The 14,693-nt window shown below is 67.4% G+C and carries 15 protein-coding genes; 7 read left to right on the top strand and 8 right to left on the bottom strand.

What is annotated here, in order from left to right:
* Positions 1-307: 307 nt before the first annotated feature.
* From gltA to AC1DTW_RS21545, 7 genes are all read right to left on the bottom strand, one after another.
* Positions 308-1,621 carry a citrate synthase gene (gene gltA / locus AC1DTW_RS21575; protein ID WP_477983441.1) on the bottom strand — a complete coding sequence of 438 codons (1,314 nt, stop codon included), beginning with the start codon at positions 1,619-1,621 and terminating at the stop codon, positions 308-310.
* 82 nt (positions 1,622-1,703) lie between these two features.
* Positions 1,704-1,973, bottom strand: coding sequence for an FAD assembly factor SdhE (locus tag AC1DTW_RS21570; protein ID WP_477983440.1), 270 nt, complete (start codon positions 1,971-1,973; stop codon positions 1,704-1,706).
* Positions 1,974-2,011: 38 nt separating this feature from the next.
* Positions 2,012-2,716 (bottom strand): succinate dehydrogenase iron-sulfur subunit, encoded by a 705-nt coding sequence (locus AC1DTW_RS21565; RefSeq protein ID WP_477983439.1) that lies wholly within the window; start codon positions 2,714-2,716, stop codon positions 2,012-2,014.
* A 19-nt stretch (positions 2,717-2,735) separates the two neighbouring features.
* Positions 2,736-4,535: a succinate dehydrogenase flavoprotein subunit gene (gene sdhA / locus AC1DTW_RS21560; RefSeq protein ID WP_477983443.1), complete on the bottom strand. Its 1,800-nt coding sequence runs from the start codon at positions 4,533-4,535 to the stop codon at positions 2,736-2,738.
* 23 nt (positions 4,536-4,558) lie between these two features.
* Positions 4,559-4,921, bottom strand: a complete 363-nt coding sequence (sdhD, locus tag AC1DTW_RS21555; protein ID WP_477983438.1) for a succinate dehydrogenase, hydrophobic membrane anchor protein — start codon at positions 4,919-4,921, stop codon at positions 4,559-4,561.
* Between the two features lie 11 nt (positions 4,922-4,932).
* Positions 4,933-5,319, bottom strand: coding sequence for a succinate dehydrogenase, cytochrome b556 subunit (gene sdhC, locus AC1DTW_RS21550; protein WP_477983437.1), 387 nt, complete (start codon positions 5,317-5,319; stop codon positions 4,933-4,935).
* A gap of 164 nt (positions 5,320-5,483) precedes the next feature.
* Positions 5,484-6,242 (bottom strand): GntR family transcriptional regulator, encoded by a 759-nt coding sequence (locus tag AC1DTW_RS21545; RefSeq protein WP_477983436.1) that lies wholly within the window; start codon positions 6,240-6,242, stop codon positions 5,484-5,486.
* A gap of 188 nt (positions 6,243-6,430) precedes the next feature.
* On the opposite strand from AC1DTW_RS21545, the gene AC1DTW_RS21540 reads away from it, so the two are divergent.
* The 7 genes from AC1DTW_RS21540 (at position 6,431) to AC1DTW_RS21510 (ending at position 13,185) form a co-directional block, all read left to right on the top strand.
* Positions 6,431-7,417 (top strand): malate dehydrogenase, encoded by a 987-nt coding sequence (locus tag AC1DTW_RS21540; RefSeq protein WP_477983435.1) that lies wholly within the window; start codon positions 6,431-6,433, stop codon positions 7,415-7,417.
* Between the two features lie 35 nt (positions 7,418-7,452).
* Entirely contained in the window at positions 7,453-8,442 is a 990-nt protein-coding gene (locus AC1DTW_RS21535) for an HpcH/HpaI aldolase/citrate lyase family protein (RefSeq protein WP_477983434.1), read from the top strand.
* 59 nt (positions 8,443-8,501) lie between these two features.
* Positions 8,502-9,107 (top strand): hypothetical protein, encoded by a 606-nt coding sequence (locus AC1DTW_RS21530; protein ID WP_477983433.1) that lies wholly within the window; start codon positions 8,502-8,504, stop codon positions 9,105-9,107.
* 83 nt (positions 9,108-9,190) lie between these two features.
* Positions 9,191-9,436 (top strand): AbrB/MazE/SpoVT family DNA-binding domain-containing protein, encoded by a 246-nt coding sequence (locus tag AC1DTW_RS21525; RefSeq protein WP_477983432.1) that lies wholly within the window; start codon positions 9,191-9,193, stop codon positions 9,434-9,436.
* 6 nt (positions 9,437-9,442) lie between these two features.
* The gene (locus AC1DTW_RS21520; protein ID WP_477983431.1) at positions 9,443-9,847 is read left to right on the top strand and encodes a type II toxin-antitoxin system VapC family toxin; all 405 of its coding nucleotides are present in this window, start codon (positions 9,443-9,445) and stop codon (positions 9,845-9,847) included.
* A 54-nt stretch (positions 9,848-9,901) separates the two neighbouring features.
* Positions 9,902-12,499, top strand: a complete 2,598-nt coding sequence (gene acnB, locus AC1DTW_RS21515) for a bifunctional aconitate hydratase 2/2-methylisocitrate dehydratase (RefSeq protein WP_477983430.1) — start codon at positions 9,902-9,904, stop codon at positions 12,497-12,499.
* An 80-nt stretch (positions 12,500-12,579) separates the two neighbouring features.
* On the top strand, positions 12,580-13,185 hold the full coding sequence (locus tag AC1DTW_RS21510) for a DUF2242 domain-containing protein (RefSeq protein WP_477983429.1): 606 nt from the start codon (positions 12,580-12,582) through the stop codon (positions 13,183-13,185).
* Positions 13,186-13,198: 13 nt separating this feature from the next.
* Here AC1DTW_RS21510 and AC1DTW_RS21505 read toward each other — a convergent pair whose 3' ends face one another.
* Positions 13,199-14,692 carry a PQQ-dependent sugar dehydrogenase gene (locus tag AC1DTW_RS21505; RefSeq protein ID WP_477983428.1) on the bottom strand — a complete coding sequence of 498 codons (1,494 nt, stop codon included), beginning with the start codon at positions 14,690-14,692 and terminating at the stop codon, positions 13,199-13,201.
* Position 14,693: the final 1 nt, after the last annotated feature.

The following is a 14,693-nucleotide window of genomic DNA, read 5'->3' as shown; positions in this document are numbered from 1 at the left end:
ACCGCACAACCGCCGCATTTACGTCGCCTGGCCCTTGGCCACGAGAGCTTTGCAGTCACTTGCCTGCTCGCCCTGGCCGGCGCCGCCTCGGATGCGGTTCGTGTACCTCGGCTCACGGTTTACGCTCCACGCTTCCTCTCCACGCTCGGTCGCCCTCACGCAGTTGCGCTTCACTTGCCTCGCTGTGGCCAGCTCGGCGGAGGACTTGCACCTCCAAGATCGCGCCCATGCTGGGCGCACAAGAAAAGGCCCCGATATCGGGGCCTTGATTCGATGCGCGCGTCTCGCGCGCCGTGCGTCGTGAGCCTCAGCTGCGCTTGGCCAGCGGCGTCACGTTGCGCTGCGTCGCGCCGTTGAACAGCTGCCGCGGACGGCCGATCTTGTACTCGGGGTCGCCGATCATCTCGTTCAGCTGCGCGATCCAGCCGACGGTGCGTGCGAGCGCGAAGATCGCGGTGAACAAGGTCACCGGAATGCCGATCGCGCGCTGCACGATGCCGGAGTAGAAATCGACGTTCGGGTACAGCTTGCGCGAGACGAAGTAGTCGTCTTCGAGCGCGATCTTCTCGAGTGCCATCGCGAGCTTGAAGATCGGGTCGTTGTGCAGGCCGAGCGCGTCGAGCACTTCGTGGCAGGTCTCGCGCATCAGCTTCGCGCGCGGGTCGTAGTTCTTGTAGACGCGGTGGCCGAAGCCCATCAGCTTGACGTTCGAGTTCTTATCCTTCACCTGCCGGATGAAATCACCGATCTTCTCGACGCCGCCCATGTTCTGCACGTCTTCGAGCATGTTGAGCGCCGCCTCGTTCGCGCCGCCGTGCGCGGGGCCCCACAGGCAGGCGACGCCGGCCGCGATCGCCGCGAACGGGTTCGTGCCCGACGAGCCGCACAGGCGAACGGTCGAGGTCGACGCGTTCTGCTCATGATCGGCGTGCAGGATGAAGATGCGGTCCATCGCGCGCACCAGCACGTCGTTCTGCACGTAGTCCTCGCAAGGCGTCGCGAACATCATGCGCATGAAGTTGCCGGCATACGAGAGATCGTTCTTCGGGTAGATGTAGGGCTGCCCGACGGTGTACTTGTAGGCCATCGCGACCAGCGTGGGCATCTTGGCGATCAGGCGGATCGCCGAGATGTCGCGGTGTTCTGCGTTGTGGATGTCGGTGCTGTCGTGATAGAAGGCCGACAGCGCACCGACCAGCCCGGTCATGATGGCCATCGGATGCGCATCGCGGCGGAAACCGCGCAGGAAGAACTGCATCTGCTCGTTGACCATCGTGTGGTTCGTGACGAGCTTCGTGAAGTCGGTCTTCTGCGTCGCGTTCGGCAGCTCGCCCTTCAGCAGCAGATAGCAGGTTTCGAGATAGTCGCAGTTCTCCGCGAGCTGCTCGATCGGGTAGCCGCGGTAGAGCAGCTCGCCCTTGTCGCCATCGATGTAGGTGATCGTCGAACTGCACGACGCCGTCGACAGGAAACCCGGGTCGTAGGTGAACTTGCCGGTCTGGGCATAGAGCTTTCGGATGTCGATCACGTCGGGGCCGATGCTGCCCTTGTAGATCGGCAGATCCATGGTCGGGCTGCCATCGGAGAACGACAGGGTGGCTTTCACGTCGGACGGGGTCATGAGCTTTTCCTTGGAAGTGCCTAGAAGGGGGAACACCACGCGTCTCCGATTCGGGCGTCTCGCATCGCGGCGGACGCCTCTTTCATGCCGGCGCGCGCATCATGCGCAGCACCTGCACCACATCGTCGTCCAGCAACTCGCCCTCGGGCTGCCTGCGCGCGAGCAGCAGGTCGAGCAGGTCGTTGTCGGACAGGTCCATCAGCGTCAACAGGCCCGCGGCGAGCGACGTGGTCAATTGTTTGCCGTGGCGCACGAAGAAGCGCTCGATGAACAGATCGTTCTCGAGCAGCCCGCGCCGGCAGCGCCAGCGCAGCTTGCTGAACGCGCGTTCGTCGATCAGGGCGGCTTGCATGGCGGGGCAATGGCGAGGGCAAAGATCGCGCGATCGAATCAGACGGCGCGGCGCACCATCAGTTCCTTGATCTTGCCGATCGCCCGGGTCGGGTTCAGGTTCTTCGGGCAGACATCGACGCAGTTCATGATCGTGTGGCAGCGGAACAGGCGGTACGGGTCTTCGAGGTTGTCCAGGCGCGCGCCGGTGTCCTGATCGCGGCTGTCGGCGATGAAGCGGTAGGCCTGCAGCAGCCCGGCCGGGCCGACGAACTTGTCGGGGTTCCACCAGAAGCTCGGGCAGCTCGTCGAGCAGCTCGCGCACAGGATGCACTCGTACAGCCCGTTCAGCTCGTCGCGCTCTTCCGGTGACTGCAGGCGCTCCCTCTCGGGCGGCGTCTCGTCGTTGACGAGGTAGGGCTTGATCGAGTTGTACTGCTTGAAGAACTGCGTCATGTCGACGATCAGGTCGCGGATCACCGGCAGGCCGGGCAGCGGCTTCAGCACGACGACGCCGGGCAAGGTGCGCATGTTCGTCAGGCAGGCGAGGCCGTTCTTGCCGTTGATGTTCATCGCATCCGACCCGCACACGCCTTCGCGGCAGGAACGGCGGAAGCTCAAGGTCGGGTCGACGGCCTTCAGCTTGTTCAGCGCGTCGAGCAGCATGCGCTCGCTGCCGTCGAGATCGACCTCGATCGTCTGCATGCGCGGCTTCGCATCGGTGTCGGGGTCGTAGCGATAAATCTGGAACACGCGCTTGGTCATGTGAGGTTCTCTCGTGGGCTCAGAACGTCCGCACCTTCGGCGGCACCGATTCGACGCTCAGCGGCGTCAGGTTCACCGGCTTGTAGTCGAGGCGATTGCCCTCGCTGTACCACAGCGTGTGCTTCATCCAGACCGCATCGTTGCGGCCGTTCGGGTGTTCGGGCGTGTCGGCGTAGTCGTCGACGGTGTGAGCGCCGCGACTCTCGTGACGCGCCGCCGCGGAGATCATCGTCGCCTGCGCCACTTCGATCAGGTTGTCGACCTCGAGCGCTTCGATGCGCGCGGTGTTGAAGACCTTCGACTTGTCGGCCAGGTGGATGCCCTTGACGCGCTCGGCGAGCGCCTTGATCTCGCCAACGCCCTGGTCCATCAGCGCCTGCGTGCGGAACACGCTGGCGTGCTGCTGCATCGACTTGCGGATGTCGTTGGCGACATCCTGCGCATATTCGCCGCCGGTGCTGCCATCCAGGCGCGCCAGACGAGCGAGCGTGAAGTCGGCGGCATCGGCCGGGAGCGGCTTGTGGGCCCTGTCCTTCAGGCTGCTGGCGACGATGTGGTCGCCGGCCGCCTTGCCGAAGACCAGCAGGTCGAGCAGCGAATTGGTGCCGAGTCGGTTCGCGCCGTGAACGCTCACGCATGCGCATTCGCCGACCGCGTACAGGCCGCCCACGACCGAATTCGGATGACCGCCCTTGGGCGCCACGACCTGGCCGTGGATGTTGGTCGGCACGCCGCCCATCTGGTAGTGGATCGTCGGCACGACCGGGATCGGCTCCTTCGTGATATCGACGTTCGCGAAGTTGTGGCCGATCTCGAACACGCTGGGCAGGCGCTTCATGATCGTCTCGGCGCCCAGGTGGGTCATGTCGAGGACGATGTAGTCCTTGTTCGGTCCGCAGCCTCGCCCTTCCTTGATTTCCTGGTCCATGCAGCGCGAGACGAAGTCGCGCGGCGCCAGATCCTTCAAGGTCGGCGCATAGCGTTCCATGAAGCGCTCGCCGTTGCTGTTGCGCAGGATCGCGCCCTCGCCGCGGCAGCCTTCGGTCAGCAGCACGCCGGCGCCGGCCACGCCGGTCGGATGGAACTGCCAGAACTCCATGTCCTCGAGCGGCAGGCCGGCGCGCGCGGCCATGCCCAGGCCGTCGCCGGTGTTGATGAAGGCGTTCGTCGAGGCCTGGAAGATGCGCCCCGCTCCGCCGGTCGCGAGCAGCACGGTCTTCGCCTCGAGGACGTGGACCTCGCCGGTCTCCATCTCGAGCGCAGTCACGCCGACGACATCGCCTTCGGCGTCGCGGATCAGGTCGAGCGCCATCCACTCGACGAAGAAGTTGGTGCGCGCCTTGACGTTCTGCTGGTACAGCGTGTGCAGCATCGCGTGGCCGGTGCGGTCGGCCGCGGCACAGGCGCGCTGCACCGGCTTCTCGCCGTAGTTCGCGGTGTGGCCGCCGAATGGGCGCTGGTAGATCGTGCCGTCGGGGTTGCGGTCGAACGGCATGCCGAAGTGCTCGAGCTCGTAGACGACCTTCGGTGCCTCGCGGCACATGAACTCGATCGCGTCCTGGTCGCCGAGCCAGTCGGAGCCCTTCACGGTGTCGTAGAAGTGATAGTGCCAGTTGTCCTCGCTCATGTTGCCGAGCGAGGCGCCGATGCCGCCCTGCGCGGCGACCGTGTGCGAGCGGGTCGGGAAGACCTTCGAGAGCACCGCGACGTTCAGGCCGGCGAGCGCGAGCTGGAGCGACGCGCGCATGCCGGAACCGCCGGCGCCGACGATCACCACGTCGAACTTGCGCCGCGAAAGCGCGGCCGTGCCGGCCGACATCAGGGGGATTGCCGATTGCATGCTCAAAGTCTCCAAAGAACCTGGATGGCCCACCCGGCACAGCCGACCAGCCAGACGATCGTCGCGACCTGAAGCGCGAGGCGGGCACCGACGCTCTTCACGTAGTCCATCAGCACGTCACGCATGCCGACCCACACATGCACCAGCAGCGAAACGATCACGACGAAGGTCAGCACCTTCATCCACTGTTTCGAGAAGATGCCGGCCCAGCGGTCGTAACCCATCTCGCCGGGCATCAGCACCTGCACGATGACCGCGAGCGTGAACAGCGCCATCAGCGCCGCGGTGACGCGCTGCGAGAGCCAGTCGCGCAGACCGTAGTGCGCGCCGACGACCGTGCGCTTCGAACCGTAACTCTGTGCCATCTGTGCGCGCCTCAGAAGAAGAACAGCTTCGCGCCGAGCGCGAGCGTCAGCACGACGCTGACGACCAGGGTGAAGACCGCCGACGAGCGACCGAATTCGAGCGTGACCGCATGCGTCGCGTCCATCCACAGATGGCGCAGCCCGGCGATCAGGTGGTGCAGGTAGGCCCAGATCAGGATCAGCGCGACGAGCTTGACGACGATGCCCGGCACGAACCAGAAGCCCGCGCTGAACACCGAGGTGAATTGGCTGTAGCTGATCTCGGAGGTGACGCTGGTGTCGAACATCCAGATGATGAACGGCAGCAGGATGAACATCACGAGGCCGCTGGCGCGGTGCAGGATCGAGACCCAGCCCGCCAGCGGGAGCCGGTAGGCGAGCGCGTCGACCAATCGCATGTTCCCGCCGGGTCTTTGTTTTCTTGCCGCTTCTGCCGTCTGTGCCATGAAGAAACCTTGTTCTGGTCTGTCGAAACTGCGGTGTAACCTGAAGATTTTATTGCAATGCAGCACCGTTCACAGGCAGGCCGCTCGAATTCATTCGAGCAGCGGCCCGCGCGTGCTCAGCTGAGATCGTTTCGATAGTGGTGCGAGGCCGTGCTGTACAAGCCACGGCGCAATTCGACCGGCTTGTCGCCATAGGTCATCGACAAGCGCTCGACGCTCAGCAGCGGCGAGCCGACTGCCAACGCCAGCAGTTCGGCACTCGCGGCGTCGGCCGCGACCGCACGGATCTTCTCCTCGGCGCGGATCATGCGGACGCCGAACTCGACCTCGAACAGGCCGTAGAGCGGGCCGCTGTGCGCGGCCAGGCGCTCGACCGTCAGGCCCTTGAACAGCGAAGAAGGCAGCCAGATGTCGTCGAGCACGACCGGCGCATCGCGAAACGACAGCACGCGCCGCACGCGAATCACCGGATCGCTCGCCCGCAGGTGCAGCGCCCGCGCGACCTCGGCGGGCGCGCGCTGGCGCCGGCAGTCGATCAGCCGGCGCGTCATGCGGCCGGTCTCGCCGCTGTCGGGCATCAGCCGAAGGAAGCGGAACTGCACGTGCTCCTCGGTGTGCGTCGCGACGAAGGTGCCCCGGCCCTGGCGGCGCACGAGCAGGTTCTCGGCGGCGAGTTCGTCGATGGCCTTGCGCACCGTCCCCTGGCTGACCTTGAAGCGCGCGGCGAGCTCCATCTCGCTCGGGATCGCCTCGCCCGGCCGCCATTGCGCGTGCTGCAGATCCTTCATGATCAGCGCCTTGATCTGCTGGTACAGCGGGCTGAACGCAGGGCCGGCGGGGGCCGGGATCGAGGCCGGCGGCGAGTTGACTGACATGCCCTCGATTGCAGCACAAACCAGCGGCTCCCGTCGCCCGCACCGCTGATTGATGTCTTATAGAAGACAGAAGAGTCGATTGACGCCGGCCGCCGCATGGAAAGCGCGGGAAAGCCCGGACTTGCCCCGCCGACTGACCTAAACTCGCGGGCGAACCCTTCCCTACCCACCCCCTTCGGAGAATCCGCATGAGCAAGAAACCTGTTCGCGTCGCCGTCACCGGCGCTGCCGGCCAGATCGGTTACGCCATCCTGTTCCGCATCGCCTCGGGCGAAATGCTGGGCAAGGATCAACCGGTCGTGCTGAGTCTGCTCGAGGTGCCGGTGGACAAGGCCCAGCAGGCGCTGAAGGGCGTGATGATGGAGCTCGAAGACTGCGCGTTCCCGCTGCTCGCCGGGATGGAGGCCCACAGCGACCCGATGACCGCCTTCAAGGACGTCGACTACGCGCTGCTGATCGGTTCGCGCCCGCGCGGCCCGGGCATGGAGCGCGCCGAGCTGCTCGCCGTCAATGCCGAGATCTTCACCGCGCAGGGCAAGGCGCTGAACGCGGTCGCCAGCCGCAAGGTCAAGGTGCTGGTCGTCGGCAACCCCGCCAACACCAACGCCTACATCGCGATGAAGAGCGCGCCCGACCTGCCGCGCAAGAACTTCACGGCGATGCTGCGCCTCGACCACAACCGCGCGCTGAGCCAGATCGCCGCGAAGACCGGCAAGCCGGTCGCCGAGATCGAGAAGCTGGCGGTCTGGGGCAACCACTCGCCGACGATGTACGCCGACTACCGCTTCGCCACCATCGGCGGTGCGGGCGTCAAGGACATGATCAACGACCAGGTCTGGAATGCCGACACCTTCCTCCCGACCGTCGGCAAGCGCGGCGCGGCGATCATCGCGGCACGCGGTGTCTCGTCGGCCGCCTCGGCCGCGAACGCGGCGATCGACCACATGCGCGACTGGGCGCTCGGCACGAACGGCAAGTGGGTCACGATGGGCGTGCCGTCCGACGGCCAGTACGGGATCCCGAAAGACGTGATGTTCGGCTTTCCGGTCACGACCGAGAACGGCGAGTACAAGATCGTCGAAGGTCTGGCGATCGATGCGTTCAGCCAGGAGCGCATCAACATCACGCTGGCCGAGCTGCAGGGCGAGCAGGACGGCGTCAAGCACCTGCTGTAGGCCGCGGCCCGGCGCCCCGTTTCGAGCTGATCGCCATGACGACCCATCCCCGCGACGCGCTGTTCGACGGCGCCGAACTCGCCCCACCGCTGCCGGTGTGCGATCACTACTGCGGCGTCGAGGCCCGCATGCGCAAGAGCCTCGCGCTGCAGGCCGAGATGGGCCCGGTGTTCGACGTCACGCTCGATTGCGAAGACGGCGCGCCGATCGGCGGCGAAGCCGAGCACGCGCGGATGGCCGCGGAGCTCGCGATGTCGGCCGAGAACCGCTTCGACCGCGTCGGTGCGCGCGTGCACCCGGTCGATCATCCGAGTTTTGCCGACGATGTCGCGACCTTCGTCGCACGCGCCGGCACCCGGCTCGCGTACCTGATGCTGCCGAAGCCACGCAACTTCGAAGACGTGCAGCTCGCTTGTGCCGAGATCGACCACCAGAGCCGCGTGATCGGCCTGTCGCGGCCGATCCCGGTCCATGCGCTGATCGAGACCCACGGCGCGTTGCGCGAGGTCGACGCGATCGCGGCGCATCCGCGCATCGAATCGCTGTCGTTCGGGCTGATGGACTTCGTCTCGGCGCACCGCGGCGCGATCCCGGCCGCCGGCATGAGTGCCGAAGGCCAGTTCAGGCACCCGCTGGTCGTGCGCGCGAAGCTCGAGATTGCCGCGGCGTGCCATGGCCACGCGAAGGTGCCGTCGCACAGCGTCGTCACCGAGTTCAACGATGCCGACGCGATCGCGGCGGCAGCCTCGCGCGCGTTGCGAGAGTTCGGCTACACGCGCATGTGGAGCATCCACCCGAACCAGATCGCGCCGATCGTCGAAGCCTTCGCGCCGACGGCGGCCGAGGTCGAGGCGGCCTGCCTGATCGTCAGCGCCGGGCAGGATGCGGACTGGGCGCCGATCAGCCACCGCGACACGCTGCACGATCGCGCCAGCTACCGCTATTTCTGGCAGGTGCTGGAGCGCGCGCACCGCACCGGTCAGCCGCTGCCGACGCAAGTGGAGCAGCGCTTCTTCTCGCGCTGAAGCCGAGCCGCGGCGATCGAGTGCGCCGTCGCGAATCCTGTTGCAAACAGACACGACTCGTGCGCGTCGGCCTCGACAATTGCGCTTCCTTCATTCCGCAAGCCAACATGACCACACAGATCCTGGCCCGCTCCTCCGCCGTCGCCGTCGCGGCCCTCGTTCTTTGCACCGCCTTGCCGGCGGCGCTGGCACAGACCGCTCCGGCCAAGAAGCCGGCGCCGGCGAAGGTCGCCAAGAAGGCGCCCGCGGCCAAGGCCGCCGAGCCGGCGCCGCTCGCAGCGGCGACGCCCGAGCAGATTGAAGCGGCCGAGCGCGTCTACTATGGTCTCTACGACTGCGAGTTCAAGCAGACGATCGACATCACCGCGAGCCCGAGCCACCCGTCGTATGTCGACGTCAAGCACGGCAAGGCCGCGTACCTGATGAAGCCGGTGCTGTCGTCGACCGGTGCAATCCGCCTGGAAGACGTGCGCGGCGAGGCGTTGATGGTGCAGATCGCCAGCAAGTCCATGCTGTTGAACGTGAAAACCGCACAGCGCATCGTCGATGACTGTGTCAGTCCGAAACAGCGCGAACTGATCGAGGTCGCGCGTCTGGCGAAGGCCTCGGCCGCCGCTTCGGCCGCCGAAAGCTCGGGCAGCGCGGCGCCGACCTCGACCAAGTAAGCCCCGCAGCGGCCGGCAGGGCCACCGCAGTACGCTTCATCAGGTATGTATAATTCGTACATACCTGATTCGAGGAGCGCTGCATGGAAGCCACTGTCGCGGAACGCGGGCAGATCACGCTGCCGAAGGCCGTGCGCGATGCGCTCGGCCTGACCAAGGGCACGCAACTCAAGGTCGAGCTCGACGGCGGACGCATCATCCTGCGCAAGAACGTCGACGACGCGATCTCGCGGGCGCGCGGCAAGTTCAAGCTCGATGGATTCAAGGACGTCGACGAGGCGATGCGCGCGATCCGCGGCCGCGCGCCGGGCGACCCGGTCGACGCCTGATCCTCGATGATCGCCGTCGACTCTTCCGTGCTGATCGAGATCCTGGTCGGCGCCCCGCAGGCCGAAGCGGCCGAGAGCGCGTTGCGTGAGGCGCTTGCGCACGGCCCCGTGCTGGTCTGCGATGTGGTCGTTGCGGAAGTCTGCAGTTCCTTGCGCGACGGCGACCAGGCGATGCAGGTCCTCGAAGACATGGGCATCCGCTACGGCGAGGTCGAGGCCAAGGCCGCGATCCGCGCCGGCGAGATGCAGCGTCGCTACCGCAACCGCGGCGGTGCGCGCGCGCGCACCGTTCCGGACTTCATCGTCGGGGCACATGCCTTGCTTCAGTGCAGTGCACTGATCACGCGCGACGCCGGCTTCTTCCGCGACTATTTCAAGGGCCTGAAGCTCATCGTGCCGAAAGCGGCCTGACCCCACGCCCGTCTTCACCCCGCCCTCTTCTTCCGCACACCCAAGGAGCACTCCATGCTTGACGCCTATCGCCAACACGTCGCCGAACGCGCCGCCCTCGGCATCCCGCCGCTGCCGCTGTCGGCACAGCAGACCGGTGCGCTGATCGAGTTGCTGAAGGCGCCGCCGGCGGGCGAAGAGGCCACGCTGGTCGAGCTGATCACGCAGCGCGTGCCCGCCGGCGTCGACGACGCGGCAAAGGTCAAGGCGAGCTACCTCGCCGCCGTGGCGCACGGCACCGCCGCCTCGCCGCTGATCAGCCGCGAGCGCGCGACCGAACTGCTCGGCACGATGCTCGGCGGCTACAACATCAGCCCGCTCGTCGAACTGCTCGACGACGCGGCGGTCGGCGCCGTCGCGGCCGAGGGCCTGAAGAAGACGCTCTTGATGTTCGACCAGTTCCACGACGTGCAGGAGAAGGCGACGCAGGGCAACGCGTTCGCGAAGGCCGTGCTGCAGAGCTGGGCCGACGCCGAATGGTTCACCTCGCGCCCCGAGGTGCCGAAGCGCATCACCGTCAGCATCTTCAAGGTCGCCGGCGAGATCAACACCGACGACCTCTCGCCCGCCCCCGATGCCTGGAGCCGCCCCGACATCCCGCTGCACGCGCTGGCGATGCACAAGAACGCGCGGCCCGGCATCGCGCCCGAAGAAGACGGCAAGCGCGGCCCGGTCAAGTTCATCGAGGACCTGCGCGCGCGCGGCCACCTCGTCGCCTACGTGGGCGACGTGGTCGGCACCGGCTCGAGCCGCAAGTCGGCGACCAACTCGGTGCTGTGGTTCACCGGCGAAGACATCCCGTTCGTGCCGAACAAGCGCTTCGGCGGCGTCTGCCTCGGCAGCAAGATCGCGCCGATCTTCTACAACACGATGGAAGACTCGGGCGCGCTGCCGATCGAGCTCGACGTGAGCGAGATGGCGATGGGCGATGTCGTCGAGCTGCGCCCGTACGAAGGCAAGGCCCTCAAGGACGGCCAGCCAATCGCCGAGTTCACGGTGAAGAGCGAGGTGCTGTTCGACGAGGTGCGTGCCGGCGGTCGCATCCCGCTGATCATCGGCCGCGGCCTGACCGCGAAGGCGCGCGAGGCGCTCGGCCTGCCGCCGTCGACGCTGTTCCGCCTGCCGAGCAACCCGGCCGACACGCACAAGGGCTTCAGCCTGGCGCAGAAGATGGTCGGCAAGGCCTGCGGGCTGCCGGTCGTGAACGGCGCGCAGCAAGGCGTGCGCCCCGGCACCTATTGCGAGCCGCGCATGACCAGCGTCGGCTCGCAGGACACCACGGGCCCGATGACGCGCGACGAGCTCAAAGACCTCGCGTGCCTGGGTTTCAGCGCCGACCTGGTGATGCAGAGCTTCTGCCACACCGCGGCGTACCCGAAGCCGGTCGACGTGAAGATGCACCACGAGCTGCCCGAGTTCATCAGCACGCGCGGCGGCATCAGCCTGCGCCCCGGCGACGGCGTGATCCACTCGTGGCTGAACCGCCTGCTGCTGCCCGACACCGTCGGCACCGGCGGCGACAGCCACACGCGCTTCCCGATCGGCATCAGCTTCCCGGCCGGCTCGGGCCTGGTCGCATTCGCGGCGGCCACCGGCGTGATGCCGCTGGACATGCCCGAGAGCGTGCTGGTGCGCTTCAAGGGCAAGATGCAGCCCGGCGTGACGCTGCGCGACCTCGTCAACGCGATCCCGCTCTACGCGATCAAGGCCGGGCTGCTGACGGTCGAGAAGAAGGGCAAGAAGAACATCTTCAGCGGCCGCATCCTGGAAATCGAGGGCCTGCCCGACCTCAAGGTCGAGCAGGCTTTCGAACTGTCCGATGCCTCCGCCGAGCGCAGCGCCGCGGGCTGCACCGTGCACCTGAACCCGGCGCCGATCGCCGAGTACATCAACAGCAACATCACGATGATGAAGTGGATGATCGCGAACGGCTACGCCGATGCGCGCTCGCTCGCGCGCCGCATCGCGGCGCAAGAGGCCTGGCTCGCGAACCCGCAGTTGCTCGAGGGCGACGCCGACGCCGAGTACGCCGCGGTGATCGAGATCGACCTGGCAGACATCCATGAGCCGATCGTCGCGTGCCCGAACGACCCGGACGACGTGAAGACGCTCGCCGAGGTCGCCGGCGCCAAGATCGACGAGGTCTTCATCGGCTCGTGCATGACCAACATCGGCCACTTCCGCGCCGCGTCGAAGCTGCTCGAGAACAAGCGCGACATCCCCGTCAAGCTCTGGGTCGCGCCGCCCACCAAGATGGACGCGAAGCAGCTCAGCGACGAAGGCCACTACGGCGTGCTCGGCAACGCCGGCGCGCGCATGGAGATGCCGGGCTGCAGCCTGTGCATGGGCAACCAGGCGCAGGTCAAGGAAGGCGCGACCGTGTTCAGCACCAGCACGCGCAACTTTCCGAACCGGCTCGGCAAGAACTCGAACGTCTACCTCGGCTCGGCCGAACTCGCGGCGATCTGCTCCAAGCTCGGCCGCATCCCGACGCGCGCCGAGTACATGGTCGACATGGGCGTGCTGACGGCCGCGAGCGACAAGGTCTACCAGTACCTGAACTTCGACCGCATCGACGAGTTCACCGAAGCGGCCGCCGGCGTGGGGGCGTGACGATGCGTTCGGTCCAGCGTCCGGCGCGGCCGGCATGGGCTGCCGCGGTATGCGCCGCCGTCGGGGCCTCGGTGACGGCCATGCTGCTTTCAGCCTGTGCCGGCAACGGCGGTCGCACCAAGGTCGAGCCGGAGGCTTTCGGTTCGACGACGACGCACTCGCGCAGCTTCGCGACCGCGCCGGGCTACACCTGCGAGGCGGCGCGCCGCGCGTTGCTGAGCCAGGGCTTCGTGATCGTCTCGGCCGAAGGCGATCACGTGCGCGGCCGCAAGAACTTCCAGCCCGAACTCGAGGTGCATGTCGAGATCGAGTTCAACGTGGTCTGCGCGGCCGACGGCCGCGGCGGCAAGAAGACGATCGCGTTCGTCAATGCGCTGCAGGACCGCTATGCGCTGAAGAAGAGCAACAACTCGGCGAGCCTCGGTGTCGGCGCGCTCGGCTCGCTGTCGCTGCCGTTCTCGTCGAGCGACGATGCGCTGGTCAAGGTCGCGAGCGAGACGATCACGTCGGCACCGTTCTACGAGCGCTTCTTCACGCTGCTGCAGCGCTACCTCGCAGCCGACTCCGATCTGGTGCCCGACCCGAAGGCCGAGGCGCCGGTGATCGTGCCGCAGCCGCCAGCGCGGCCGGCCTCGGCGGCCGCGTCCGCCGCTGCCTCGGCGCCGGCATCCGCGCCGGCGTCGTGAGACGCAGGGCCGCTCACGGCGCGCTGAAGCGCACGATGCTGTCGCGCGTCAGTACGTACAGCGCGCCATCGGCGGCGCTCAGCATGTCGACCGGATTGCCGCTGACGCTGCCGAAGGCATAGACGGCGTTGTTCGCGGTGTCGAGGCGCGCGACGAAGCGGCTCAGGAAATCGGCGAAGAAGTAGTTGCCCTGGTAGGCCGCCGGGAACGGACCGCTGGCCGGATAGAAGCTGCCGCCGGCGATCGCGAGGCCGGTGAAGAAGCCGCCCGCGCCGGAGCCCAGCGGCGATATCGTGCCGTGCTTGTAGCTGAACAGAGGCGCGGTGCTTCCGGCGGCGACGCCATCCGCCCCTTCCGAGTTCGGCCAGCCGTAGTTGGCGCCGGCGGCGCCGACGTCGATCTCTTCCCAGGTGCTCTCGCCGACATCGTTGATGTGGATGCGCCCGGTGCCGGGCTGGACCGCGAAGGTGTACGGGTTGCGCAGCCCGTAGGCCCAGACCGCGCGCGCCTGGCCGGTGCTGCTCGCATAGAACGGGTTGTCGGTCGGCACGCTGCCGTCGTCGTTGAAGCGCAGCAGCTTGCCGAACACGCTCGCGAGGTCGGGTGCCTGCAGGCGGTTCGCGTTGTCGCCGACACCGGCGTAGAGCTTGCCGTCGCTGCCGAAGTGCAGCGCACCGCCGTTGTGATTGGTCGCCGAGGACAGGTTCGGCAGCTCGACCAGTTTCAGCTCGCTGCCGGCGAGCATCGCATCGCCGCTCGCGGTCAGCCGACTGATCCGGTTGTGCGCGCCGCCCTCGGGACTCGTGTAGTAGACGTACACATAGCCGTTGCTCGCGAAGTTCGGGTGCAGCGTGACACCGATCAGCCCGCGCTCGCCGTTCGCATCGACCGTCAGCTGGACGAACGGCGGCGCGAGCAGCGCGCCATTCTTGACCACGCGCAGCGCGCCGCCCTGTTGCGCGACGAACATCCGGCCGTCCGGCGCCTGTGCGAGCGCGGTCGCGTTGACGAGGCCGCTGACCCAGCCCTCGTTCCGCGTGAAGCCGGCCGGCTGGCTGCGGGTGCCAGCAAAGCTGACCGTCGTCGCGGCCCAGGCCGAGACATGGCCCGCCGCATCGCGGGCGCGGGCGCGCACAACGTGCTGGCCGGACGCGTACTGCGTCGTGTCGACGCTCGCGCCGTACGGCGCGCTGCTTGCGGTGGCGCCGATCTGCACGCCGTCGACCTGGAACTCGACGCCGGTGACGCCGACATCGTCGCTCGCGGTCGCCGTCAACGACAGCGTGCCGGCCAGCCCGCTGGCGAGGTCGAGCGGCGCGGTCAGCGCCGCCGTCGGCGCCTGGGTGTCGATCGGTGGAATCGGCGTCGGCGGCGGTTCCGGCACCGGCAGCGGCGTGGGTCCGGGCGCAGGCGCGGCCGGCGCATCGCCGCCACCGCCACCGCCGCACGCGGCGAGCCACAGCGGCATCACGACACAGGCGAACCGAAACGCGTTGGCAAGCTTCATC

Source organism: Rhizobacter sp. P5_A1 (assembly GCF_056400745.1).
This window is presented reverse-complemented; position numbering and strand designations above follow the sequence as displayed.

Excerpts from the sequence above, each read along its gene's own strand:
- AC1DTW_RS21545 (WP_477983436.1), bottom strand. The coding sequence starts at position 6,242 with ATGTCAGTCAACTCGCCGCCGGCCTCGATCCCGGCCCCCGCCGGCCCT.
- AC1DTW_RS21510 (WP_477983429.1), top strand. The coding sequence starts at position 12,580 with ATGCTGCTTTCAGCCTGTGCCGGCAACGGCGGTCGCACCAAGGTCGAG.
- AC1DTW_RS21525 (WP_477983432.1), top strand. The coding sequence starts at position 9,191 with ATGGAAGCCACTGTCGCGGAACGCGGGCAGATCACGCTGCCGAAGGCC.
- gltA (WP_477983441.1), bottom strand. The coding sequence starts at position 1,621 with ATGACCCCGTCCGACGTGAAAGCCACCCTGTCGTTCTCCGATGGCAGC.
- sdhC (WP_477983437.1), bottom strand. The coding sequence starts at position 5,319 with ATGCGATTGGTCGACGCGCTCGCCTACCGGCTCCCGCTGGCGGGCTGG.
- AC1DTW_RS21565 (WP_477983439.1), bottom strand. The coding sequence starts at position 2,716 with ATGACCAAGCGCGTGTTCCAGATTTATCGCTACGACCCCGACACCGAT.
- AC1DTW_RS21505 (WP_477983428.1), bottom strand. The coding sequence starts at position 14,692 with ATGAAGCTTGCCAACGCGTTTCGGTTCGCCTGTGTCGTGATGCCGCTG.
- AC1DTW_RS21535 (WP_477983434.1), top strand. The coding sequence starts at position 7,453 with ATGACGACCCATCCCCGCGACGCGCTGTTCGACGGCGCCGAACTCGCC.
- AC1DTW_RS21520 (WP_477983431.1), top strand. The coding sequence starts at position 9,443 with ATGATCGCCGTCGACTCTTCCGTGCTGATCGAGATCCTGGTCGGCGCC.
- sdhD (WP_477983438.1), bottom strand. The coding sequence starts at position 4,921 with ATGGCACAGAGTTACGGTTCGAAGCGCACGGTCGTCGGCGCGCACTAC.
- AC1DTW_RS21570 (WP_477983440.1), bottom strand. The coding sequence starts at position 1,973 with ATGCAAGCCGCCCTGATCGACGAACGCGCGTTCAGCAAGCTGCGCTGG.
- acnB (WP_477983430.1), top strand. The coding sequence starts at position 9,902 with ATGCTTGACGCCTATCGCCAACACGTCGCCGAACGCGCCGCCCTCGGC.
- AC1DTW_RS21540 (WP_477983435.1), top strand. The coding sequence starts at position 6,431 with ATGAGCAAGAAACCTGTTCGCGTCGCCGTCACCGGCGCTGCCGGCCAG.
- sdhA (WP_477983443.1), bottom strand. The coding sequence starts at position 4,535 with ATGTCGGCCGGCACGGCCGCGCTTTCGCGGCGCAAGTTCGACGTGGTG.